We start from the raw sequence: 23,532 nt of genomic DNA, 5'->3' as shown, positions 1-23,532 counted from the left end.
GACGTTCACGAGCGAGGCCGGATCGTCAGCGGGCTGCCGAAGGTCCCGCGATGCTCGGCACCGACCGCCGAACTCGGCGGAGGGCTCGGTCGACTGAGAGGACACGAAGACGTGGATGTGTATGACGCCGTGGACAGTCGCAGAGCCGTGCGGGCGTTCAGCGACAAGCCGGTGCCCCGAGAAGTGCTGGAACGAGTGCTGACCGCGGCCACGCGGGCCCCGTCGAGCGGGAACCTCCAGCCGTGGCATGTGTACGTCGTGACCGGCGAGCCCTTGGCCGAACTGAAGGAACGCGCGACGGCCAGGGCGCTGGCGGGAGATCCGGGCGACGAACGGGAGTATCCGATGTATCCGGCCGTGCTGGCGTCGCCGTATCGGGACCGCTTCTCCGCTGCCGCCGCCCAGCGCTACGAGGCGCTGGGAATCGAGCGCGACGCCCAGGACAGGCCCAGGAGGATCGCCGCGTTGAACTCGGAGGCGTTCGGGGCGCCGGTCGTCCTGTTCTGCTATCTCGACCGGAGGATGGGGCCCGGACAGTGGGCCGACGCGGGGATGTACCTACAGACGGTGATGCTGCTGCTGAGGGCGGAAGGGCTGCACAGCTGCCCCCAGGTCATGTGGACCATGTATCGCGAGACCGTCAGCGAGGCGGTCGGAGCGGACGACGGGCTCGTGCTGCTCTGCGGTGTCTCGCTGGGCTTCGAGAAGGAAGGCGTGCCACCGCTGCGTACCGGGCGGGCGGAGATGAAGGAGACGGTGACCTTCCTCGGAATCTGACCGCCGAGCGGTCAGGACCGCCCGGACGCGCACCGCCGGGCCGCACCACCGGGCCGCACCACCGGGCCGCACCGCCGGGCCGAGTGCGAGCGCCCCATGGCACCGGCGCCGAGTCCCGTCCACCCGAACTCCCCACTCCCCGTCGCGCGAACTCCCCGCCATGCCCGAACTCCCCGTCACGGCAGTGCCGTTCCGCTCCGCGGCGGCCCGGCACGTGGCGACGGCCCGACCGTACGCCGACGGCCGTGACCTGCACATACGGCGGCCCTCCTCACTCGGCCCACGGCTCCACATCCCCGGTGGCCGCACGTCCTGACGGCTGCACGCCCCCACTTGGGGCACGCTGAGGGGTATGCCGCACTTCTCCTCGTACGACGGCGCAGAACTGAGCTACCGCCTGCTCGGCGGCGATCCCCCGGGCCGCGAGCGCCCGCCCGTGGTGTGCCTCGCGGGAGGCCCGGCGCGTGACGCGGCGTACCTCGGCGACCTCGGCGGCCTCGGCGCGTACCGGCGTCTGGTGCTGCCCGACGCGCGCGGCACCGGAGACTCCCCGGCCGCCGCCGACCCCGGCGAGTACTCCTTCCCCCGCCTCTCCGAGGACGTCGAAGCCCTCCGCGCCCACCTCGGCCTCGACCGCTTCGCCCTCCTGGCGCACGACGCGGCGACGGCCACCGCCCAGACGTACGCGGCGGCCCACCCGGACCGCCTCACCCACCTCGTGCTGCTCAATCCGGGCTCCCGCCTCCAGGGCGAACTCCCCGACGACGCACGGGAGATCTTCAACTCCCGTGCCCAGGAGGGCGACTGGTGGGCGGAGGCGCACACCGCCGTCCAACTCCTCGACCAAGCGGCCGACTTCGACGAGGTCCGTTCGCTCCTGTTCCGCGCCGCGCCCATGGCGTACGCACGCTGGGACGAGCCCCAGCGCGCCCACGCCGCCGCCGAGGGCGACCAGCTCAACCCGGTTCCACGAGCGGGCTTCTGGCAGGGCGTGGACGAACCTGCCCGCCTCACCGTCCTGGATGCGCTGCGCGACGTCGACGCCCCCGTCCTCGTCGTCACGGGCGACCTCGACGCGGTGACGGGCATGCGCGCGGGCGAGGCGGTCGCGGAGTCCTTCCCGAACGCCCGCCTCCACACCCTGAAGGACACCGGCCACTACCCCTGGATCGACTCCCCGGGCTCTTTGGTCCGCCTCCTCCAGGACTTCCTCCCGGCCTGACTCCCGCCGGGAGAGACGACGCGATCGGAGAGGACAGAGCGATCGGAAAGGACGAAGGCCGGACCTCAAAGACCGGCCGGGTCGGCCGTCAGATCGCGCGCGATGCCCGTGACCGCCGCGGAGATCGCCGCCACCCACACCGGGAGTACGTCCTGGCCGAAGCGTGCCGTAGGGGCGGCGAGGGAGACCGCCGCCACCGGATTGCCGTCCGGGGCGTGCACCGCCATGCCGACGGCCGTCAGACCGGTCTCCGTCAGGCCGTTGTTGACGGCGAAGCCGCGCTTGCGCACGAGGGCCAGTTCGCGGCGCAGCCGCCGGAGACCGCCCTGTGCGGCCGGGAGTTCCGTGGGCTCAGGGGACTCAGGGGACTTCGTCGACTCAGGGGCCGCGGGCTCCGGGGCCGTAGACGCCGCGGAGTCCGGGGCCGCGGAATTTGGGACCGGAGAATCCGGGGCCGTAGAGGCCGGAGAATCCGTGCCCGCGTCGGCCCCGTACAGCCGCTCCAACTCCCCCTCCTCCAGGGCCGCCAGCAGCACCTTCCCCCCGGAGGCCAGGTGTGCGGGCAGTGCGAGGCCCGCGCGGTCGCCGACGCGCAGCACGCGGTCGCATTCGACGGTGGCGAGGAACCGTACTTCCGTGCCGGCGAGCACGACGAGGTTCGCCGTCTCGCCCGTGCGCTCCACCAGCGCGTGCAGGTGCGGCTGGGCGACGCGGCGCAGCAGTGCGACCGGCGCCTCGGAGACCTCGGTGGGGCGCAGCACCGGTCCCGCGCGGTAGCGGCGGTCGTCGATCTGTTCCGCGAAGTCGCGGTAGACGAGCATCGCGAGGAGCCGGTGGGCCGTCGAGCGTGAGACGCCGAGCTGCTCCGCGGCGTCGGTGACGCGCAGCGGGCCCTCCTGCTGGAGCACCTGCGCGAGGTGCAGCGCGTGGTCGACGGAGCCGATGGCGTACGGTGGCTTGTTCTTCACAACAGAAAAGGCTATCCCGCAGAAGAGAACGCCGGGCAGTCTGCCTGGATATGAGCCGCTTCACATCCGGGGCGACCGCTCCCGCTCCCCCGCCCGACGGCCGGCCCGACGCCACGCCCGACGCCGTGCCCGACGCTGTGCCCGCGGCCACCCGCAACGGCGCCGCGCTCGTCACCGTCCTGTGCTGGGTCATCGTCGTCTTCGACGGCTACGACCTGATCGTCTACGGAACGGTGCTGCCCCGTCTCCTCCAGGAGCCGGGCTGGGAGCTGTCCAAGTCCGCCGCGGGGCTGCTTGGTTCGCTCGCCTTCGCGGGGATGCTCGTCGGAGCGGTGCTCGCGGGAAGGTTCGCCGACCAGTACGGAAGGCGCCGCACGATCCTGGCCTGCACCGTGTGGTTCTCCGTGTTCACCGCGCTGTGCGCCCTCGCGCCGGGGCCCGGTGCCTTCGGCGCGCTGCGGCTGCTCGCCGGTGTCGGCCTGGGCGGGCTGGTGCCCAGCGCCAATGCGCTCGCCGCCGAGTACGTACGGGCCCGCAACCGCTCCGTCGCCTCCACGCTGATGATGTCGGGCGTGCCGATCGGCGGGGTCCTCGCGTCGGTCACCGGAATCTTCGTGATGCCGCGCTTCGGCTGGCAGGCGATGTTCCTGATCGCGCTGCTGGGGCTGGCGGTGGTGGTGCCGGTGTGCGTGAGGCTGCTGCCGGAGTCGGCCGTGTGGCTGCGGACGGAGGGCCGTGACGAGGAGGCCCGGGCGCTGGAGAGGCGGTTCGCGCTCCCGCGGGGAGAGGGTCCCGCCCCCGCCGCCGGTCTCCCTGCCGACTCCCCCGCCGGGCCCGCTGCCGACTCTCCTGCCGGACCCGCCACCGACCCCGCCACCGACCCCGCCTCCGACCCCGCGTCCCGGCCGGGGTCCGAACCCGTCTCCGGACCCGCCGCCGGGCGGCCCGGACTCCCGGGCCGCAGGCGCCCGTTGAGGGCGCTGCTGCGCGCCCCGTACACCGCCGCCACGATCGTCTTCTCCCTCGCGACGGTCACCACGCTCTTCGCCTGGTACGGGCTGGCGACCTGGCTTCCGCAGCTGATGGTCGAGTCGGGGTTCGACCTCGGCTCGTCCCTGACCTTCCTCCTCGCGCTCAACCTCGGCGCGGTCACCGGCTCGCTGCTCACCGCCTGGGCGGGCACGCGCCTCGGCCCCGTGCCGACGGCCGTGACCGCGGCCGGGCTCGCGGCGGCCGGGCTCGCCGTGCTGCTGCTTCATCCGGCCACGTGGATCTCGTACGGGGCGCTCGTGCTCGCCGGTGTCGGCACGCACGGAACGCAGTGCCTGATCATCGCCGCGGTCGCCGACCACTATCCGCCGCGGCTGCGCGGCAGCGCCCTCGGGTTCTCGCTGGGCTTCGGCCGCATCGGGGCCGTGCTCGCGCCGCAGACCGGCGGCTGGCTGCTGGCCGCCGGACTCGGCGTCGACTCCGACTTCCTGGTCTTCGCGCTCGGCGCGGCCGTGGCGGCCCTGCTGCTGACCCTGCCGCGCGGTACGGGCGCGACCACCCCAGGCCCCCTGACCGCACCCGCGAACTCCCCGGCCTCATCCCGTACGGCACCCGCACCCGCAACCGCGCCCGCGACCCCGTCGCCCGACGACAGCGAAGGAGCACCGCAATGACCACCGCACCGGTGCGCATCACCGCGACCGAAGGACCCGGCCAGCCCGAACGCACCCCGGAGCTGGAGGAGTTGTACAGCGGCTTCGAGTCGGAGCTGCTCGTGCCGCTGTGGACCGAGATCGGCGACCTGATGCCGAAGGAGCCCAACCCCCGTGCGCTGCCGCACACTTGGCGGTGGCAGAAGCTGCTGCCGCTGGCGGAGCGCGCCGGGCGGCTCGTGCCCGTGGGCCGTGGCGGCGAGCGGCGCGCCATCGCGCTCGCCAATCCGGGCCTGGGCGGCTCCCCGTTCGTCACGCCCACCCTGTGGGCCGCGATCCAGTACCTCGGCCCGCGTGAGGACGCCCCCGTGCACCGGCACACCCAGCACGCCTTCCGCTTCGTCGTCGAGGGCGAGGGGGTCTGGACGGTCGTCGACGGCGACCCGGTGGCCATGCGCCGGGGCGACTTCCTGCTCACGCCGGGCTGGCACTTCCACGGCCACCACAACCAGAGCGACGCCCCGATGGCGTGGCTCGACGGCCTGGACATTCCGCTCTCGCACTACACCGGGTCCACCTTCTTCGAGTTCGGGCCGGACGAGGTCGGCGACCGCGGTACGCCCGAGCGCTCGCGCTCCGAGCATCTGTGGGCGCATCCGGGGCTCACTCCGGTCTCGGCGGCCGGTTCCCCGCAGCCCAGTTCGCCCATCGCGGCGTACCGCTGGGAGCACACCGACCGGGCGCTCAACGACCAACTCGCCCTGGAGAAGGAGGGGTTCGCGGGCGTCGTCGAACCGGGCCACGCCGCCGTCCGCTTCACCAACCCCACCACCGGCGGCGATGTGATGCCCACGATCCGCGCCGAGTTCCACCGGCTGCGCCCCGGCACGGTGACGGCGACGAGGCGCGAGGTGGGTTCGTCCGTCTACCAGGTGTTCGACGGCGGCGGCACGGTACGCGTCGGGGAGCGCGAATGGGACGTCGCACACGGCGACTTGTTCGTGGTGCCGTCCTGGCAGCCGCTGACCGTGGCCGCGGGGACGGGCGGCGACGGGTCGGACGGCGGCGGGCTGGACCTCTTCCGCTTCAGCGACACCCCGGTGTTCGACCGGCTCCACCAGTCCCGGACCCGCATAGAGGACGCACCCGCGTAGCGGCGCGCGCCCCGCACAGAACAGCTCGGGACGCCACGGCCGGTCCGCGTCGGACCGTACGAGTACGGACACCGGCACCCGCACCCGCACCCGCACCCGCACCCGGGACGCGGACGACCACGAGCGAACGAACGCACGGACACCCAGAACGCACGCACACCCGGCAGGAAAAGGAACCACCCTTGAAGCTCGCCACTCTCCGCACAGCGGACCGCCGCACCGAAGCCGTACGCGTCGACGACGACGGCAACTGCACGGGCCTCGGCTTCGCCGACGTCGGCGAACTCCTCGCCGAGGAAGGCTGGCTGGACACCGCGGCGACCGCCGCACCCGCCTCCGGCACGGCGCGCCCCGTACACGAGGCCGACCTGGCACCCGTGGTGCCGCGTCCCGGCAAGGTGATCTGCGTCGGGCTCAACTACCGCAATCACATCCTGGAGATGGGACGCGAACTGCCCGACCACCCCACGCTGTTCGCCAAGTACGCGGACGCCCTCATCGGCCCGCGCGATCCTGTGGAGCTGGCGGAGGAGTCGGAACAGACCGACTGGGAGGCGGAGTTGGCGCTGGTCGTCGGCCGGACGGTGCGCCGCGCGGACGACGCCCGAGCCCGGCGGGCGATAGCCGGGTTCACGGTGCTCAACGACGTCACCATGCGCGACTGGCAGTACCGCACCAAGCAGTGGCTCCAGGGCAAGACCTTCGACAGCACGACGCCGGTGGGCCCGTACCTGGTGACGCCCGACGAACTCCCGGGCGGTACCGCGCCCGCCCTCACCATGACCTGCTCCGTCGACGACGAGCCGATGCAGAAGGCCGACACGTCCGATCTGGTCTTCGGCCCGGTGGAGTTGGTGCGCTACATCTCCACGGTCGTCACCCTGCGCCCCGGCGACATCATCGCCACCGGAACGCCGGGCGGCGTGGGGCACGCACGTAAACCCCCGCGGTATCTCACCGACGGCTCGCGCCTGGTCACGGAGATCAGCGGCATCGGGCGGCTGGACAACACGGCACGGAGGGCCGCGAGTTGAGCGGGCTCCGCACGCCGCCGCAGACACCGCCGGACGCCGTGCGGCGCTGGATGGACGACGGCACGGCGCGCTTCCTCGCCGCCGTCGACGCCCTGCCCGACGCGGAGTTCGCGGCGGCGACGGCCCTTCCCGGCTGGAGCCGCGCCCATCTCGTCGCGCACGTCCACTTCAACGCGGAGGCGCTGCTGCGGCTGCTGCACTGGGCCCGTACGGGCGAGCGCACCCCGATGTACGGGAGTGCCGGTCAGCGCGGCGCCGAGATCGAGGAGGGCGCGGCCCGCTCCCCGTCCCGGCTGCGGGAGCTGGTGCACGCCTCCGCACGCGAACTGGCCGGCGGCGTCGACGGGTTGCCGGACGAGGCGTGGGACAACGAGGTCGTCACCGCTCAGGGCCGCACCGTGCCGGCCCGCGAGGTGCTGTGGATGCGCACACGTGAAGTGGCCGTGCACACCGTCGACTTGGACGTGGGCACGGGCTTCGCGGACCTCCCGGAAGACCTCAACACCGCTCTCGTGGCGGACGCGGCACGCAAGCACAGCACCGCCGGCAGCGAGGCCGCGGCGCTGGCGGCCTGGCTCACGGGCCGTGCGGCGAAGGCGCCTCGCCTGGGGCCGTGGCTGTAGCGGCGGCCGTCGCCGGAGCCGGGGACGGGCGCAGGACCGGCCGCGGCACCGGGCGAAGAGGGCGGGACGAGAGCGGCGAGAGGGCGGGGCAGGCGGAAGAGGTACGGCACATGACGGACGCGGAACACACGGCGGACGCACGTGAGATGGACGCCGGGGACAGGGACGAAGCCGACGTGAACGCGGAGGACCTGGACGTGAACGTGAACGCGCAGGACATCGGCGCCGTGAACGCCGAAGGCGCCGAGGACGTGAACCTGGATGTGGACGCCGAGCACGTGGACGTGAACGTGAACGCCGAAGGCGCCGAGGACGTGGACGTCGTCGTCGCCGGCGGCGGCATCGCCGGCCTGGCCGGCGCCTACGCCCTCGCCACCGCCGGGGACGGCCTCCGCGTACGGGTGCTGGAGCGTGCGCCCGACTTCACCGAGATCGGCGCCGGACTGCAACTCGCCCCCAACGCGACCCGTGTGCTGCGCCGTTGGGGTCTGCTGGACGAGGTCGTCGGACTCGGCGTGCTGCCGCGCCGGCTGGTCTTCCGCGACATGCTCGACGGCACCGAGCTGACCCGTCTCGACCTCGACGACCGCTTCGAGGCCCGCTACGGAGCGCCGTATGTGCTGATCCACCGCAGCGACCTGCTCCAGGTCCTCGTCACGGCCTGCGAACGGGCCGGCGTCGACCTCGTACCCGATCACGACGTGCGGAGCGTGCGTACCGAAGGCGACCGTGCAGTCGTGCACGCGGCCGGTGCCCGCACCCTCCACCGTGCCCAAGTGGCCCTGGCCGCCGACGGGTTGCGCTCCCGTCTGCGCTCCCGCATCAGCGACGACGAGCCGGTGCCCTCCGGCTATGCCGCCTACCGCGGGGCGTTCCCCGTCGCCGAGGTCGCCGACCGGCTCGGCGAGGACGCGCTCCGCGACGTCGTCGTCCACATCGGTCCCGGCTGCCACCTCGTGCAGTACCCGCTGCGCGCCGGGGAGATCTTCAACACCGTCGCCGTCTTCGCCTCGCCCGCCTTCCGCCGCGGCGAGAGCGAATGGGGCGGCCCCGACGAACTCGACGCGGTGTTCGCCGGTGCCTGCGAGGGGGCGCAGCGCGGCGTGAAGTCCCTGTGGCGCGACCGGCGTTGGCCCATGTACGACCGTGAGCCCATCCCGGAGTGGACCGCGGGCCGCCTCGCCCTCACCGGCGACGCGGCGCACCCCATGCTCCAGTACCTCGCCCAGGGTGCGTGCCAGGCGCTGGAGGACGCGGCGTGCCTGGCCGCGGAGACCGTCCGGCACCGTGCGCCCGGGGGCGGCTGCGACTGGCCGCGCGCGCTGCGCTCGTACGAGGCCGCCCGTACGGTCCGTACCGCCGAAGTGCAGTCCGCGGCCCGGGCGTGGGGCGAGACCTGGCACGTCGACGGCTTCGCCCGCACCCTCCGCAACACCCTCTTCCGCGACCGGGATCCGGCCGACTTCCGCCACATCGACTGGCTGTACGGGGCCCAATAGAATCCGCGCATGGCGTTGAACGGGGAGCAACGGCGGATCGAACTGTCCGAGCTGGTACGGCAGTTGCGTACGGAGTTGAAGGCCGCGGCGGCGGAGGGCGCTGAGGCGGGCGAGCGGCTCCAGTTCGAACTGGGCCCGGTGGAGGTCGAGGTGACCGTCGCCGCGGGCCGCGACCGGACGGCGAACGGCAAGGTGCGCTTCTGGGTCGTCGAGGCGGGCGGCGACGCCAGGTTCACCGGCTCGCAGACCCAGCGGATCACGCTCACCCTGCACCCCAGGGACGTAGGACCGGACGGCACGACCCGCTCGCCGCTGATCGGCGGCGACGAGCTCCATGGCGAGCTCTGACGCGGAGAGCGCCGGCGCCACCGCATGGACGGCGCTGCCCAACGGCCGGGTCGCCGAGATCATCGCCGGCAGGCGGGACGCCCCCGGCGGCCGTGGCTCCGGGTATCTGATCGCGCCCGGCCTGGTGTTGACGTGCTCGCACGTCGTCGAGGACGCCTCGGAATTGCGCGTGCGGTTCAACGCCGGCGGGCCGCAGCAGCGGGAGTTCGAAGCGGCGACGGCCTGGCGCCACGAGGGCATCGACGTCGCCGTACTCACCCTCGACGACTCGTGCAGGCAGGAGGTCCGCCCCGAGTCCTTCGCCCGCATCGGCGACCGTACGGAGCGACTGGACTGCGACGCGAAGGGCTTCCCCCTGTTCAAGCTGCGCCGCGACGAGGCGGGCGGGGGACGGTACCGCAACGTCGACCACATGCAGGCCAGGTGCGCACCGCACGCCAACTGGCGTGACCGCACACTGGAGTTGAGGGTGAGCGAGCCGCCCGACCCGTACGCGGACCCGCGCGAGCCGGGCGAGCGGGGCGGCCGGTACGAGCCCTGGGCCGGCATGTCCGGTGCCGTGGTCTTCAGCGCGGGCCGTGTCGTCGGCGTGGTCACCCGGCACCACGCCGCCGAGGGAGGCCGCCTCACGGCCAGCCGCGTCGACAGCTGGCACGAACTCGTCCCCCGTGACCGGCTCCGGCGCCTGGAGACGCTGCTGGGCTGCGGCAGCCTGGACCCCGCCGCCCTGCCGGCCGTGGTGACCGGCGACGACGCCGAGGGCGCCCCGCAGCTCCCCGAGGGCGTCCACACCCACTCGCAGGAGCTGGCCAGGGGCACCAACCAGCGCAAGTACCTGACCAGCGAGCAGGTTCCGTTCGTCAGCCCGGGGACGGACCACCGCGCCGACCCGGACAATCTCCTGGACGACCTGGCCGCACTGTCCGCTGCGGGTTCGAGGCCCGGGGACCTCGGAGTGGTGCTGGTGGGCGCGGCGGGCAGCGGCAAGACGCGCACCTGCTTCGAGGTGGCGGAGAAGGCGGCCGAGGACGGCTGGACCGTGCTGCACCTCGGGCGGGACGCCGCCGTTCCGGCCGAGGAACTGGCCGACGCCGTCGGCGCGTTCCATTCGGCCGGCCGTGACGTCCTGCTCGTCCTGGACTACCTCGACCGCTACACCCCGCTCGACGCCGGCTTCACCGACATGGTCGAGGAACGGCGCACCCGCCGCGCCCGGTTGGCGTGCATCGCCTCCCTCCGCCCGGGCGCGGTGCAGTACGCCGAGGACCGCGAACAGCTGCGGCTCTTCGAGCGGATCGAGGTCTGCCAGGAGGAGTCCCATCAGGAGGCGGTGACCCGCGGCATCGTCGAGAACGCCGCGCCGGCGGCCGTCAAGGCGCTCGGCGCAGCCGAGGTCGCCGCGGTGTGCGGGCCCCGTCCCGTGCTCGCCCTGCTGATCGCGAGAGCGATCGAGTACCGGTTCCTCGACGGCGAGCGGGACGTGCTGCGCCTCGCGGGGCTGCGCAACGACCGTGATCTGTCGTACTGGCTGCGGCAGCGCACCCGCGAGGACTTCTCCGACGGCCGCACGCGGCTGCTGGCCTCCGCCGTCGCCGCCACCGCCTGCCCGCAGGGACGGGACGCCGTGGAGGACGCCGTCGCCGCCTTCCTGGAGCACCACGACGACCGGGGCTTCGAGGACGGCGAGGTCGGCGTCGTCGGGCATCTGAAGGACCTGAGCTGGCTGGTCGGCCCGGACCGCGAACTCGACGTCATGCACGACTTCGTGGCCGACGAGCTGCTTCAGCAGGCGCTGCTGCCGAACAAGACCCGGCTCGAAGGCAACACGGCCGCCAGGATGTTCTCCGCCCTGCTCGTCTCCGTGCGCACCTTCGGCCTCGCCGCCGACCACATACGGCGGTGGAGCACGGACCTCGATCCGGGCAAGCGGGAAGACGTCCGGCGCGTCTGCGACAACTGGCTCACGAGGAAGGGAGCGACCGGACTCGCGGAGCGCCTGGCCGCCGAGGCGGACCCGTCGGAGAGCGCCCGTACGCTGCTGGCTCTGCTGGCGGGCGCGCCATGGCAGTCGGGCGCCGTCGAGGCGTGGGACACGCTCGTGGAACCCTGGCTGGCCAGGGCCGCGGACGAGGCGCCGCATCTCACGCACTCGTTCCTAGCCGCCGCCGTGCGCGACACCTCCGACGCGGTCCCCGAGCGCCTGTCCGCCACGGCCCTCGCCTGGGTCGAGGCGAACCCGGGCATGCGGTACGAGGCCCGGGCGGTGCTCGAAGCGCTGCTGCGGGCGACGGGTCTCTGCGAAGCGCACCGTTCCGCAGCCGCTCGGCTGGCGGCCGGCTGGCTCGGCGAGCACGGCACCGTCCGGGGCAGCCGCCCCCTCGCCCTCACCGAGTCACTGCTCGGCCGCGACGACCTGCCGGCGGACATCGCTCAACAGGCCGTCACGAAGGGCCTGTCCGTGGCCGACTCGCACCTCGCGGTGCCCGCGTCGGCGCATGTGCTCGACGCGCTGCTGCGCCCGTCGCGGCTCGTCCCTCTGGAACCCGGCCCGTATGAGGCGGCGTTGACGCTCGCGTTCAGCTGGCTGAGGCGCCATCCCGATTCGGACGCGGCCTCGTTCGTGCTCGCGCCGCTGCTCCAGCAGACCGGACTGGAGGAGGGGCGGTTGCGGCGGGTCTTCGACCGTTCCCTCAACTGGCTCGCCGGGCGCCGGACTTCGCCGCTCGCCACCTTCGTGCTGCGGCACCTGCTCAAACACCCCGAACTCGACCGGCAGCGCGCCGAGGACGCGGCCCGCATCGCCATGGACTGGCTCGGCACGCGCGGCGACGGCCCGGACGCCACCTATGTGCTGGCCCCCCTACTCCTGCGCCCCGATCACGGGCAGGACCCGGAGCACATCGCCGGCCTCGCACTGCGCTGGCTGGAGGACCATCACCCGTGGCAGGAGGCGCACTTCGTGCTCCGCGGCGTACTGGAGCAGCCCCGCCTCCCGGCAGGGGCACCCGAGCGGATCGCACAGTACGCGCTGTCGTGGCTGCGCACCGGCGCCCACGGCACGGCGGACAGCGCCAAGTCGGCGCTCGCACCGCTGCTCATGCGCCGCGGCCTCCCCCACGGCGACGACTTCTGCTCGGCCGCGGTCCGCTGGCTCGGAGCCGAGTCCAACCTCGGCTCCGAGGAGGCGAGTTTCGTACTGAAGCCGTTGCTGAGGCATCCGGCGCTGGGCCCGCACACGAAGGACGCGGGCGAACTCGCCCTCCGCTGGCTGGAGACGCACCCCCGATCGGAGAACGTGTCGTACGTCCTCGAACCGCTGCTCCTGCTGCGGGACTTCGAGGGCGTGCCCGGCGCCCCGGAGGCCGACGGCCCGGTCGGCATCGCCTTCGAATGGCTGGCGGAGCACGGCACTTCCCGGACGGCACGCTTCGTGCTGGCCCCGCTGCTGCACCCGGCGAGGGCAGGGGTGCGGGCCGTGCCGCAGGCCCTCGCCTGGCTCGGCCCGGCCGGCGGCGGCACGCTCCGCGAGGCGTCGCACGTGCTGGAACCCCTGCTGAAGTGCCCCGGTCTCGACGAGGCGTCCACCGCCGAAGCGGCCGAACGTGCCCTCGAATGGCTGGAGATCCACCACTCGTCGAGCAACGCGGAACATGTCGCCGCGCCGCTGCTCCACGTCCCCCTGCCCGAGGGGACGCTGCGCGCCCGAGTCGTCGGGCGGGTGCTGGAGTGGGCCGACGACGGCCACTTCGCCCTGTCGCACGACATGCTCCGCGCCCTGTGCAGACAGGGGCCGCTGCCCGTCGAGCAGGGCTCGCGCATCGCCGAGCACGTGGCCGAGCAGAGCAGGCAAGCGCCGGGCGTCAGCAACGGCGCCGTCGAACGGCTGGGGGTCGCCCTGCGCCGCCAGGACATCGGGGAGCGGCAACTCGCCCCGCTCGTGGACCTGGCGGACGAGTGGCTGGGCATCGAGCGGCACATGCACTCACGCGGCTCCACGCTGCTCAAGCCCCTGCTGAGCCGCACGGATCTGGACGCCGCGCAGGCCCGCAGGGTCACCGACCGCGCCCTGGAGTGGCTCGGCAAGCGCGGCGACACCACCTTCGCGGGCGTGATCCTCGGGCTGCTGCTCCGCCGCCGGGAGACTCCCGCGCCTGCGAACGACCGTGCTCCGGGGGAGACTTCGGCCTCCGAGCCGGTACAGGCGGCTTTCGCCTGGCTCGCCGCCCACCCGTCGCACGCATACGCCGGCGCCGTGCTGTCGGCGCTTCTTGAACGGCCCGGTCTCCTGACGCGAGCGCAGCAGGAGGAGTGCGCACGCCTGGCCGCCGACTGGCTCCGCACGACGGACCACCCCGACGCGGCTCCCGCCCGTGATCTGGCGGCGCTGCTGGAGGGGCTGCCGGAGGACGCCCGTAGCACGGTCCCGGGGGAACGCGGGACCTGAACCGACGCCGGATCCGGGGCCGGATCCGGGGCCGGATCGGGACTGCCCGCACGGCCGGGACGCGTGGTCGGGACGCGTGGTCAGATCCCCGGGTCGTAGTCGCTCACCAGCCCGCGCGCACGCGTCAGCCGCTCCTCGTCCATCGGGCACGAACGACGCGCCGCAGTGTCGAAGTGGACGCCCGTCAGCACGGTGACGGCCGCGGTCTCGCCCGTGACGACGTTCTCCATCCGGTGGCAGAAGCGGATCACCTTCTCCCGCACCTCCAGCAGCGCCGAACGCACCACGACCACGTCCCCGGCCAGCAACTCCCGCTGATAGCTGATGCGTTGGTCGACGGCGACCATGCCGCGGCCGCTGTCGCGCAGATACCCGGGGGTGACGCCGAAGCTCGCGAAGAGCTGCCAGGTGGCCTCGTCGAACTTCCCGACGTACCACATGACGTTCATGTGCCCCATCTGGTCGCAGTGCCACGGGTAGACCGTCCCGCGGTACGTCTCCGCCCACCCGGCTGCGGCATCGGCGCCCTCGTCGGCGGCCATGGCCTCGTCTCCCTCGCTCGCTCCCGGTGCGCCGTACTCCGCCGCGCCCGTACGTCCGGACACCCGTACGCGGGCACGTCCACGTCCACGTTCCGCACCCGCACCCGCACCCGCACCCGGAACGGAACGCACGGCACGTTAGCCGACGTTAACCGTGCAGGCGAGGCCGCCCGCCCCGGGCCCCGCACGGTGGCCCCGCACGGTGGCCCCGCACGGTGGCCGCGACTCGCAACGCGCCTTGGGCGAGGGGGCGGGTGACGGCCCGTAAAGTCGGGCGCATCCGTCGCCGGCGACGCGGCCCGGCCTCCTCCGCCGCCGCTCCCGGACGGCCTTCTCCAGTGACACGGGACGCGGTGTCCCGGAGCACGGACCGCCGCTGCCGCCGCGGGATCGGAGCGAGAGATGAGACGGTCCCGCGCCCGGGTGCCGGCAGGAGCGACCGCGCGGAGCGACGCCTCCCGTCCGGCCGCTGCCGGCGGCGGCGACCGGGTACGGGGATACGTCGGGACTCCCCCGCTGCCGGACCGTCCCGCCCTGCACGAATCGGACCGGTCCCAGGCCCAGAGGACGCTCGCCCCCTCCCCCGTCCTCGGCCGCGGCCAGCCCCTGGCGGGTCTCGCGGGGCTGACGTTCCTCGTGCCGGTGTTCTTCGTCCTGTCCTTCGGCACGGGCGGGCCCGAGGCGTCGCTCGAAGTCCTCGCTCCCCTCTCCACCTTCGCCCTTCCGGCCATGGCCACCATCGCCTTCTGGTGGGAGGACTGGCCGGGCAGCACGCTGCGGGCGGGCTGGTCGGGCCTGACGGACACCTTGATCGTCATCGCCGCCGGGGTGGGCCTCACCCTCGTCGGCCAGGCCGTCGTCGCGGGAGTCGACACCCGCAGCCTCTTCGACCCGGAACCGGGCGCCGACCATGTGGAGACCTTCCCCCACACCATGAACGTCGCAGCGGGCGTCTTCACCGTGCTGCTCCAGCTGACCCTGGTGTGCGAGGGGTGGCCGTTCCGCCGACTCGGCCGCCTCGCCTCGGGGTTCGCGGCGTTCGTCGTGGCGTGCGTCGCGGGGGCGGGCGCCTACCTGCTGCTGGTGCACCTCGAGACCCCACCGAAGGACGGCCTCCGCGATCCGGGCGGCCCCGTCGCATCCGTCGCCTACGGGGCGTGGCTCACCGCGCTGGGCGCCTGGCAGCTGGTGTTCTACGTGGTGCTGCGCGGATGGCCCTTCACCGCCGTACGCCGCAGAGCCGTACGCCTTCCGGTTGCCAACGCGGCGGTGATCGCCTGCGCCTGGGCCTGCTACCTGCTGATGCGGCACGCGCTGGACATGCCCGACCCGCAGGTGACCGCGGCCTGCGGCTGCGGCGTCGCGGCCGTCCTGCTCGTGGCGATGCTCTTCGACCGCTGGCCGTGGACCCGGCTGAGCATGGTGCCCGGCCGCACCGGCGTGGTGATCACCTCGATCGCCGTGGCGGGGCTGATGTATTGGTCTCTGCGCTCCTACGCGGCGACGTTGGACTGGGGGCGCGCCCACCCGGAGGACTGGGTCGCCTTCAGCGCCCTCAACGCCGTGGCCGTGGGAGTCATCCTGCACGTGGCCGTCTGGAAGCGATGGCCGGTGGCCGTGGAATCCGGTGCGGGAGCGCGCCCGGGCGGCGGCACCCGACCCGCCCTCTGATTCGTGATCCGACTTCTGAGAGGAACGACCTGATGGACATGGAGATCAGGCTCCGGGTGGACGGGGACGAGCACCGGCTCACCGTGGACACCCGCACCACCCTGCTGGACGCCCTGCGCGAACGGCTGCACAACAACAGTCCCAAGAAGGGCTGCGACCACGGGCAGTGCGGCGCCTGCACCGTCCTGCTCGACGGGGAGCGCGCGCTGAGCTGCCTCGCGTTGGCCGTAGCCCACCAGGACGCGGAGATCGTGACGGCGGCGGGCCTCGCCGACGGCGACGAACTGCACCCGTTGCAGCGCGCGTTCATCGACCACGACGCCTTCCAGTGCGGCTACTGCACCCCGGGCCAGATCGTCTCCGCGGTGGGCATGCTCGCCGAGGCCGACGCCGGCTGGCCCAGCGCCGTGACCGGGGACACCGGCGCCGGCAAGGTCACGCTGGACGACGAGGAGATCGCCGAGCGCATGAGCGGCAACCTCTGCCGCTGCGCCGCCTACGCCAACATCCGGCCCGCGATCAAGGAGGTGGCGCAGTGATCCCCTTCCGCTACGAGAGACCGGACGACACGGCCGCGGCCGTCGATGTGCTGTCGAGCGAACCGGGCGCCGCCTACCTGGGCGGCGGCACCAACCTCGTCGACCTCATGAAGCTCGAAGTGGCCAGGCACGACGTCCTCGTGGACGTGCGAGGGCTCACCCCGGCCACGATCGACGACCTGCCCGGCGGCGGCCTGCGGATCGGGGCGTCCGTCTCCAACAGCCGGCTCGCCGCCGACCCGCGCGTACGGCGCCGGTATCCGATGCTGTCGCAGGCCGTGCTCGCGGGAGCCTCCGGGCAGCTGCGCAACATGGCGACGTGCGGGGGCAACCTCATGCAGCGCACCCGATGCGTCTACTTCCAGGACCTCACCACGCCCTGCAACAAGCGCGAGCCCGGAACGGGCTGTTCGGCCGCCGAAGGCCACAACAGGGACCACGCGATCCTCGGCGCCTCGCCGCAGTGCGTCGCCACTCACCCCTCGGACATGGGGGTGGCGCTCACCGCGCTGGACGCCGTGGTGCGGGTGCAGGGACCCGACGGCGAGCGGGCCGTGCCGTTCGGCGACTTCCACCGCCTGCCCGGAGACACCCCGCAGCGCGACACCCTGCTCGGACACGGCGAGCTGATCACCGCCATCGACCTGCCGCACCTGCCGTCGGCGTCCCGGTGCCGCTACCGCAAGATCCGTGACCGTGCGTCATACGCCTTCGCCCTCGTCTCCGCAGCCGTGGCCCTGGAGGTACGGGACGGCGCCGTGCACGAGGTCCGCATCGGCCTCGGCGGCGTCGCGCACAAGCCGTGGCGGGCGAGTACGGCCGAGGAGACGCTCCTGGGACGGCCCGCCACCGCGGCCTCCTTCCTGGCGGCAGCCGAGGCCGAACTCGCCGGCGCGCGCCCCCTGCCGGGCAACCGCTTCAAGGTGCCGCTGGCCCGCAACGTCGTCGTAGGCATGCTGAACGACCTGGCCGAGGAGCAGCTGTGACCACCACCCGCACCCCCGCAGTCGGCACTCCCCTGAGCCGTCTCGACGGCCCGCTCAAGGTACGGGGCATGGCCACGTACGCGTACGAGCACGAGGTGGACGACCCGGCCTACCTGGCCCTGGTGCTCTCCTCCGTCGCGAGGGGCCGCGTCACCGCCGTGGACGACTCGGCCGCTCTGGCCGAGCCGGGCGTCCTCACCGTGCTCACCCACGCGAACGCGCTCCGGCTCGCCGACGACGACCCGGAGCTGGCGGTCCTTCAGTCCGCCGAGGTGTCGTGGCGCAACCAGGTCGTCGCCGCGGTGGTCGCCGAGACCGTCGAAGTCGCCCAGCACGCCGCGGGACTCGTGCGCGTCACCTACGAGGAGCTGCCGCACGACACGGAGATGCGCTACGACGAGGACGCCCTGGAGAAGCCGGGCTCCCACGTCGGCCTCTTCGGCACCGCCGAGGGAGAGCTCAACAACGGCATGCCCAATGCCGACAGCGCCTTCGGCGACGTCGAGACCGCGCTCGCCGAGGCCCCCGTCGCCGTGGACGCGACGTACACGCTGCCGCACGAGTTCCAGAACGCGATGGAGCCGCACGCCGCGATCGCGCAGTGGACGGGGGAGGACACCGTCACCATCCACTGCGGTTCGCAGGGCGTCACCGACGCGCGCCGCTGGATCGCCATGACGCTCGGGCTGCCGCCGGAGCACATCCGGCTCGTCTCCCCGCACGTCGGCGGCGCTTTCGGCTCGAAGACGTTCCCGCAGTCGTACGCCGTACTGACCGCGATGGCCGCGAAGATCGCCGGCCGCACGGTCAAGCTCGCGCTCACCCGCCGGCAGATGTTCTTCATGACCGGCTACCGGGCGCCCTGCCGGCACCGGGTTCAGCTGGGTGCCGGCCGGGACGGACGGCTCACGGCGATCGCCCACGACTCGGTGCAGCAGACCGCCCGCACCAAGAAGTACGCGGAGCAGATCGCCGTCGTGTCGCGCACGATGTGGGCCGCGCCGAACCGGCGCACCACCCACCGGCTCCTGCCGCTCGACGTCTCCGTGCCGACGATCATGCGGGGTCCCGGCGAGACACAGGGCACGTTCGCGCTGGAGTCCGCGATGGACGAGATGGCGATCGAACTCGGCATGGACCCCGTGGAGTTCAGGATCCTCAACGAGCCCGACGCGCACCCCGAGTCCGGCCTGCCCTTCTCCAGCCGGCACGTCGTGGAGTGCCTGCGCGAGGGCGCCCGGCTCACCGGCTGGGAGCGGCGCGACCCCACACCGAGGTCCCGTCGCGAGGACGGCTGGCTCGTCGGCACCGGAGTGGCGGCCGGGCAGCACGTGGCGCCCCAACTGCCGGGCAACTCCACCCGGATCCGCGCTTCCCGCGACGGCGGCTACACGGTGTCGATCGCGGCGGCCGACCTGGGCACCGGCACCTGGACGTCCCTCGCCCAGATCGCCGCCGACGGCCTCGGCGTCGACGTCGGCGCGGTGACGATGCAGATCGGCGACACCGACCAGCCGCCGGCCTCGGCCGCCGGATTCTCCTCCGGGACCAGCAGCTGGGGCGCGTCCGTCGTCGCGGCGACGCGGGAGATGCGGCGCCTCGTCGAGGAGGAGCACGGCGGCACGATCCCGGCCGACGGGCTCGACATCACGGTGGACGCGCCTGCCAACCCCTACGCCTCGCAGTACGAGATGTACTCGTTCGGGGCCCAGTTCGCGGAGGTGCGGGTCCACGAGGAGACGGGGACCGTGCGCGTCCCGCGGCTGGTCGGCGTCTTCGACGCGGGCCGCATCGTGAACCCCAGGACGGCCAGGTCGCAGCTCATCGGCGGCATGACCCAGGGCATCTCGATGACGCTGCACGAAGCTGGCGTGGTCGACGACCGCTTCGGCCAGGTCGTCAACCACGACCTGGCGGGCTATCACGTCGCCGCCAACGCCGACGTCGGATCCGTCGAGGCGCACTGGATCGACTCGGCCGATCCCTACACCAATCCGCTCAGCACCAAGGGACTCGGCGAGGTCTGCGTCGTGGGCACGGCCGCCGCCATCGCCAACGCCGTCCACCACGCCACGGGCCTGCGCATCCGCGACCTCCCCATCACGCTGGAGAAGCTTCTGCGGCAGGAGCCGCGACGCCTTCCGTAAAAGACAGGTGCACAAAAAGAAAAGCCCCGGATGAATTGACATCCGGGGCTTGATTCTGCGTATATTCGAGTCTTAATGCCTTCGCCAGAAATGGCATTAAACGAAATCATCTACGGGCACCATATCGCGTCGGGAGCGGAATTGTCAACCGAGGAAATGCGGAATGAACAGCAATTCGTCACCGGCCTCTACGACCGGCTCGATCAACTCAGGGAGCAGGCCGAGGAGTCGGTGCGCGGCGCGCTCGTGCAGGCCGGGAACAATTTCCAGGCCAGGCTGGAACGGGACGTGCTGGTGGCCGAGCAGTCCGGGCTGCTGAGCGCGATCAACGCGGGAGAGAACGGACTCTGTTTCGGACGCCTCGACTTCCGGGACGGCCGCAAGTACCACATCGGGAGAATCGGGATCCGGCAGGACGACGAGTCCCGTACGCCGCTGGTGATCGACTGGCGGGCCGAGGTGGCACGCCCCTTCTATCTGGCCACCGGGCACTCCCCGATGGGCCTGCGGCGCAGGCGGCACATCACCACCGAGGGCCGCACCGTCACCGCGCTCCACGACGAGCTGATGGACCTCGGCGACCCGACCCGCACCGGACACGAGGGCGCGGACGCCGACGAGGTGCTGCTGGCCGCGCTGGACGCCGCCCGCACCGGCCGCATGCACGACATCGTCCGCACCATCCAGGCCGAACAGGACGGCATCATCCGCGCCCCGCACCGCGGCGTCATGGTCGTGGAGGGCGGCCCCGGCACCGGGAAGACCGCCGTCGCGCTGCACCGCGCGGCGTACCTGCTCTACGAGCACCGCGAACTCCTCGCCCGCCGCGCCGTGTTGATCGTCGGCCCGAACCCGGCCTTCCTCGGCTACATCGGCGACGTGCTGCCCTCCCTCGGCGAGACCGGAGTGCTGACGGCCACCGTGGGCGAGCTGTTCCCCGGCGTACGCGCCACCGGCACCGACAGCCCGGCCGCCGCCGAGGTCAAGGGCCGCGCCGGGATGGCGGACGTACTGGCGAAGGCGCTGCGGGACCGGCAGACCGTGCCCGAGTGGGCCACGGACATCGACCACGACCAGTACGGGACGCTCCAGCTGGAGCGCGCCATGGCCGAGGACGCGCGCTGGCGTGCACGCGAGAGCGGGCTGCCGCACAACCTGGCCAGGCCCGTCTTCTCGTTCCACGTCATCGACGCGCTCACCGCGCAGCTGACGGAGCGCATCGGCGCCGACCCGTTCGGCGGGCCCAATCTGCTCGGGCCGGACGACATCGCCGAGCTGGGCAAGGACATCGCGAGGAGCCCCGAAGTGCACGCCGCCATCGACGAGTTGTGGCCGCAGCTGACTCCGCAGGAGTTCGTCGCGGACTTCCTCGCCGAACCCGTACACCTCGACGACGAGTCGGCCGCGCTGATCCGTCACGAGGGCGGCGCCGCCCGGGACCGGGCGTGGACCGCGGCCGACGTGCCGCTGCTCGACGAGGCCGCCGAGCTGCTGGGCGAGGACGACAGCGCCGCCCGCGCCGCGGCCGCGGCCGAGCGGCAGGAGCAGATCGCCTACGCGCAGGGGGTGTTGGAGCTCTCCCGCGGCTCGGAGACCTACGAGTACGAGGACGAGGAGTCGGAGGTGCTCGCGGCGCACGACATCATCGACGCCGAGCGCATGGCCGAACGGCACGAGGAGGCCGACCTGCGCAGCGCGGCCGAGCGTGCGGCGGCCGACCGCACCTGGGCGTTCGGCCACATCATCGTCGACGAGGCGCAGGAACTGTCCGCCATGGCCTGGCGGTTGCTGATGCGGCGCGTCCCCACGCGCTCCATGACGCTCGTCGGAGACCCGGCGCAGACCGCGGAGACGGCCGGGCTCGGCTCCTGGGAGGCGATCCTGGAGCCGTACGCCGGGGACCGCTGGACGCACGTACGGCTGAAGGTCAACTACCGTACGCCCGCCGAGATCATGGACGTGGCGGCCGGGTTCATGCGTGCGCACGACCCGTCGTTCGCCCCGCCCGACTCGGTGCGGTCGACCGGCGTGCGTCCCTGGGCGCTGCGGGCCGGCGAGGACGCTCTCGCCGCCGCGGTGGGGCGGGAGGCCGCCGCGGCACGGGAGCACGCGGACGGCGGGCGGGTGGCCGTCGTCGCGCCGGCGGTGCTGCACGCGTCGCTCCTCGCGGAGCTGCCGCAGGACACGGGTCACGGGCCCGCGATCGACCTCACCCGGGACGTGGTGCTGCTGGACGCGCGGCAGGCGAAGGGGCTGGAGTTCGACACGGTGCTGGTCGTGGAACCGGCCGAGTACGGGGTGAGCGATCTGTACGTCGCGCTGACCCGCGCCACACAGGGCCTCGGCGTGCTGTACACCGGTGAACTGCCCAAGGGGCTGGGGGAGTTGGCGGAGCGGTGAGCGGCGGGGTCCGGCCGGCGCGCCGGGCCGGGGCCGGGGTCGGGGTCTGTCGTGGCCGGGGCCGGGGCGCGGCCAAGGGGCGTGGCCGGGCCCGGAGCCGGGGCCGGGGTGCGGCCACAGCCGGGGTGCGGCCACGGCCCGCCTGGCGGAGTCCGTCCGATACGCCGCGACGGCAGCGGCACGCCTCGCCTGAAAAACCCCTCGCAGGCAGGGCCGTGTCCGGATTACCGTCCGGACAGCGACGTACTGGGCAGGGGGCGCGGGTGAGGCACAGCCGGCAGGTGCTCGTCTTCGACGCGGACGACACGTTGTGGGAGAACAACGTCCTCTTCGAGCGCGTCATCGAGGACTTCCTGGACTGGCTGGCGCATCCCACGCTCGACAGGCGCGAACTCCGCGCCGTACTCGACGACATCGAGCGGGCGAACACCGTCGCCCACGGCTACGGCACGCAGTCGCTGCTGCGCAGTCTCGCCGACTGCGTGACGCGGCTGCGCAGCCGCCCGGCCACGGCGCGCGAGCACGCCGAGATCAAGGAGCTCGCCGCGGCGCTCGTCGACGACCAGGTGGAGCTGATCCCGGGAGTCGCCGAGACCCTCACCGCGCTGGGCGAGCGCCACGACCTCCTGCTGCTCACCAAGGGCGACCCGGACGAGCAGCAACGCAAGATCGAGATGTCCCAACTGGCCCACTACTTCCGGGAGATCGGCATCGTCCCGGAGAAGAACGACGCGACGTACCGCGGCCTCATCGAGACCCACGGCCTCACCCCGGCCACGAGCTGGATGATCGGCAACTCCCCGAAGTCGGACATCCTCCCCGCCCGCCAGGCGGGCATGAACGCGGTCTTCATCCCCAACCCCCACACGTGGGTACTGGAGCACGGCGAGCTCGACCACTCCGACGCCCAGGTCCTGCACCTGAAATCCTTCCACGAACTGACGCGGCACTTCTGAGCCCCGCCCGAAGGGGAGGAATGAACGCCACACCACCAGGCACACCGCCAGGCACGCTCCCAGGCACTCCGCCAGGCGCACCGCCCGCGCTGCCCCGCGACCGTGCGCTCACCGCGCCCACCGTCTCCTGCGTCTTCGTCTGCCACGACGCCGCGGGCCGCGTCCTGCTGGCCCGTCGCGGCGCGGGTGCGCGGGACGAGCCGGGCACCTGGGACACGGGCGCGGGTGCGCTGGAGCACGGCGAGACGTTCGAGGAGGCCGTCACCCGCGAGGTGCGCGAGGAGTATTCGGCGACCGCGCTGTCCGTCGAGCCCATCGGCGTACGCAACATCCTGCGGGGCAGCCCCGTATCGCACTGGGTGGCGGTCGTCTTCGCCGTCGAGGTCGACCCCGCGGAGGTGGCCGTGGGCGAACCGCACAAGTTCGACGCCCTGAACTGGTTCGCCGCGGACCAGCCGCCCAGCCCGCACCACTCCCAACTCCCGGCGACCCTGGGCCTCTTCGGCGATCACGTACGTGCACGTGCGGCACGTACCGCAGGGGCACATACGCGCGCCGCGGAGACCGGCCGGATCTGAA

The 23,532-nt window shown here is 73.0% G+C and carries 18 protein-coding genes; 16 read left to right on the top strand and 2 right to left on the bottom strand.

Annotation, left to right across the window (positions count from 1 at the left end; translation table 11 throughout):
* The first annotated feature begins 111 nt into the window (after positions 1-111).
* Positions 112-777: a nitroreductase family protein gene (locus HCC61_RS00380; RefSeq protein WP_169133193.1), complete on the top strand. Its 666-nt coding sequence runs from the start codon at positions 112-114 to the stop codon at positions 775-777.
* A 352-nt stretch (positions 778-1,129) separates the two neighbouring features.
* Positions 1,130-1,999, top strand: coding sequence for an alpha/beta hydrolase (locus tag HCC61_RS00375; protein WP_169133192.1), 870 nt, complete (start codon positions 1,130-1,132; stop codon positions 1,997-1,999).
* Positions 2,000-2,064: 65 nt separating this feature from the next.
* Here the strand turns inward: HCC61_RS00375 and HCC61_RS30005 are convergent, their stop codons facing one another.
* Positions 2,065-2,967 carry an IclR family transcriptional regulator gene (locus HCC61_RS30005; protein ID WP_206321919.1) on the bottom strand — a complete coding sequence of 301 codons (903 nt, stop codon included), beginning with the start codon at positions 2,965-2,967 and terminating at the stop codon, positions 2,065-2,067.
* 50 nt (positions 2,968-3,017) lie between these two features.
* Between HCC61_RS30005 and HCC61_RS00365 the strand changes: the two genes are divergently transcribed.
* From HCC61_RS00365 to HCC61_RS00335, 7 genes are all read left to right on the top strand, one after another.
* Positions 3,018-4,631 (top strand): MFS transporter, encoded by a 1,614-nt coding sequence (locus tag HCC61_RS00365; protein ID WP_169133191.1) that lies wholly within the window; start codon positions 3,018-3,020, stop codon positions 4,629-4,631.
* Positions 4,628-5,764: a cupin domain-containing protein gene (locus HCC61_RS00360; RefSeq protein WP_169133190.1), complete on the top strand. Its 1,137-nt coding sequence runs from the start codon at positions 4,628-4,630 to the stop codon at positions 5,762-5,764. Before HCC61_RS00365 ends, HCC61_RS00360 begins: the two co-directional genes overlap by 4 nt.
* Positions 5,765-5,946: 182 nt before the next feature.
* The gene (locus tag HCC61_RS00355; RefSeq protein ID WP_169133189.1) at positions 5,947-6,798 is read left to right on the top strand and encodes a fumarylacetoacetate hydrolase family protein; all 852 of its coding nucleotides are present in this window, start codon (positions 5,947-5,949) and stop codon (positions 6,796-6,798) included.
* Positions 6,795-7,421: a maleylpyruvate isomerase family mycothiol-dependent enzyme gene (locus HCC61_RS00350; RefSeq protein WP_206321918.1), complete on the top strand. Its 627-nt coding sequence runs from the start codon at positions 6,795-6,797 to the stop codon at positions 7,419-7,421. The genes HCC61_RS00355 and HCC61_RS00350 overlap by 4 nt, the downstream gene beginning before the upstream one ends.
* Entirely contained in the window at positions 7,412-8,920 is a 1,509-nt protein-coding gene (locus HCC61_RS00345) for an FAD-dependent monooxygenase (RefSeq protein WP_206321917.1), read from the top strand. Before HCC61_RS00350 ends, HCC61_RS00345 begins: the two co-directional genes overlap by 10 nt.
* Before the next feature lie 9 nt (positions 8,921-8,929).
* Positions 8,930-9,268 (top strand): trypco2 family protein, encoded by a 339-nt coding sequence (locus HCC61_RS00340; protein ID WP_169133188.1) that lies wholly within the window; start codon positions 8,930-8,932, stop codon positions 9,266-9,268.
* Entirely contained in the window at positions 9,255-13,712 is a 4,458-nt protein-coding gene (locus HCC61_RS00335) for a trypsin-like peptidase domain-containing protein (protein WP_169133187.1), read from the top strand. The genes HCC61_RS00340 and HCC61_RS00335 overlap by 14 nt, the downstream gene beginning before the upstream one ends.
* A gap of 80 nt (positions 13,713-13,792) precedes the next feature.
* Here HCC61_RS00335 and HCC61_RS00330 read toward each other — a convergent pair whose 3' ends face one another.
* A complete protein-coding gene (locus tag HCC61_RS00330; protein WP_169133186.1) occupies positions 13,793-14,254 on the bottom strand; it encodes a thioesterase family protein in 462 nt (153 codons plus the stop codon).
* A gap of 402 nt (positions 14,255-14,656) precedes the next feature.
* Between HCC61_RS00330 and HCC61_RS00325 the strand changes: the two genes are divergently transcribed.
* The 7 genes from HCC61_RS00325 to HCC61_RS00295 all read left to right on the top strand — a co-directional run bounded on the left by HCC61_RS00325 (position 14,657) and on the right by HCC61_RS00295 (position 23,531).
* Positions 14,657-15,925, top strand: coding sequence for a hypothetical protein (locus HCC61_RS00325; protein WP_206321916.1), 1,269 nt, complete (start codon positions 14,657-14,659; stop codon positions 15,923-15,925).
* 32 nt (positions 15,926-15,957) lie between these two features.
* The gene (locus tag HCC61_RS00320) at positions 15,958-16,464 is read left to right on the top strand and encodes a 2Fe-2S iron-sulfur cluster-binding protein (RefSeq protein ID WP_169133185.1); all 507 of its coding nucleotides are present in this window, start codon (positions 15,958-15,960) and stop codon (positions 16,462-16,464) included.
* Positions 16,461-17,450, top strand: a complete 990-nt coding sequence (locus HCC61_RS00315; protein WP_169133184.1) for a xanthine dehydrogenase family protein subunit M — start codon at positions 16,461-16,463, stop codon at positions 17,448-17,450. The genes HCC61_RS00320 and HCC61_RS00315 overlap by 4 nt, the downstream gene beginning before the upstream one ends.
* Positions 17,447-19,597: a xanthine dehydrogenase family protein molybdopterin-binding subunit gene (locus HCC61_RS00310; protein ID WP_346776949.1), complete on the top strand. Its 2,151-nt coding sequence runs from the start codon at positions 17,447-17,449 to the stop codon at positions 19,595-19,597. The genes HCC61_RS00315 and HCC61_RS00310 overlap by 4 nt, the downstream gene beginning before the upstream one ends.
* 156 nt (positions 19,598-19,753) lie before the next feature.
* Positions 19,754-21,997, top strand: a complete 2,244-nt coding sequence (locus tag HCC61_RS00305; RefSeq protein WP_169133778.1) for an AAA family ATPase — start codon at positions 19,754-19,756, stop codon at positions 21,995-21,997.
* A gap of 263 nt (positions 21,998-22,260) precedes the next feature.
* A complete protein-coding gene (locus HCC61_RS00300) occupies positions 22,261-22,953 on the top strand; it encodes an HAD family hydrolase (RefSeq protein ID WP_169133183.1) in 693 nt (230 codons plus the stop codon).
* Positions 22,954-22,973: 20 nt separating this feature from the next.
* Positions 22,974-23,531, top strand: a complete 558-nt coding sequence (locus HCC61_RS00295) for an NUDIX domain-containing protein (RefSeq protein ID WP_169133182.1) — start codon at positions 22,974-22,976, stop codon at positions 23,529-23,531.
* The last annotated feature ends 1 nt before the right edge of the window (position 23,532 follow it).

Origin of the sequence: Streptomyces sp. HNM0575 (assembly GCF_012726265.1) — a bacterium.
In the GTDB taxonomy this organism is placed as follows: domain Bacteria; phylum Actinomycetota; class Actinomycetes; order Streptomycetales; family Streptomycetaceae; genus Streptomyces.
Note: the sequence above shows the minus strand (reverse complement) of the source record. Positions and strands in the feature narration are given on the sequence as shown.

Coding starts and splice junctions, on each gene's coding strand:
- HCC61_RS00335 (WP_169133187.1), top strand. CDS start 9,255: ATGGCGAGCTCTGACGCGGAGAGCGCCGGCGCCACCGCATGGACGGCG.
- HCC61_RS00330 (WP_169133186.1), bottom strand. CDS start 14,254: ATGGCCGCCGACGAGGGCGCCGATGCCGCAGCCGGGTGGGCGGAGACG.
- HCC61_RS00340 (WP_169133188.1), top strand. CDS start 8,930: ATGGCGTTGAACGGGGAGCAACGGCGGATCGAACTGTCCGAGCTGGTA.
- HCC61_RS00295 (WP_169133182.1), top strand. CDS start 22,974: ATGAACGCCACACCACCAGGCACACCGCCAGGCACGCTCCCAGGCACT.
- HCC61_RS00365 (WP_169133191.1), top strand. CDS start 3,018: ATGAGCCGCTTCACATCCGGGGCGACCGCTCCCGCTCCCCCGCCCGAC.
- HCC61_RS00320 (WP_169133185.1), top strand. CDS start 15,958: ATGGACATGGAGATCAGGCTCCGGGTGGACGGGGACGAGCACCGGCTC.
- HCC61_RS00305 (WP_169133778.1), top strand. CDS start 19,754: ATGCGGAATGAACAGCAATTCGTCACCGGCCTCTACGACCGGCTCGAT.
- HCC61_RS00360 (WP_169133190.1), top strand. CDS start 4,628: ATGACCACCGCACCGGTGCGCATCACCGCGACCGAAGGACCCGGCCAG.
- HCC61_RS00325 (WP_206321916.1), top strand. CDS start 14,657: ATGAGACGGTCCCGCGCCCGGGTGCCGGCAGGAGCGACCGCGCGGAGC.
- HCC61_RS00375 (WP_169133192.1), top strand. CDS start 1,130: ATGCCGCACTTCTCCTCGTACGACGGCGCAGAACTGAGCTACCGCCTG.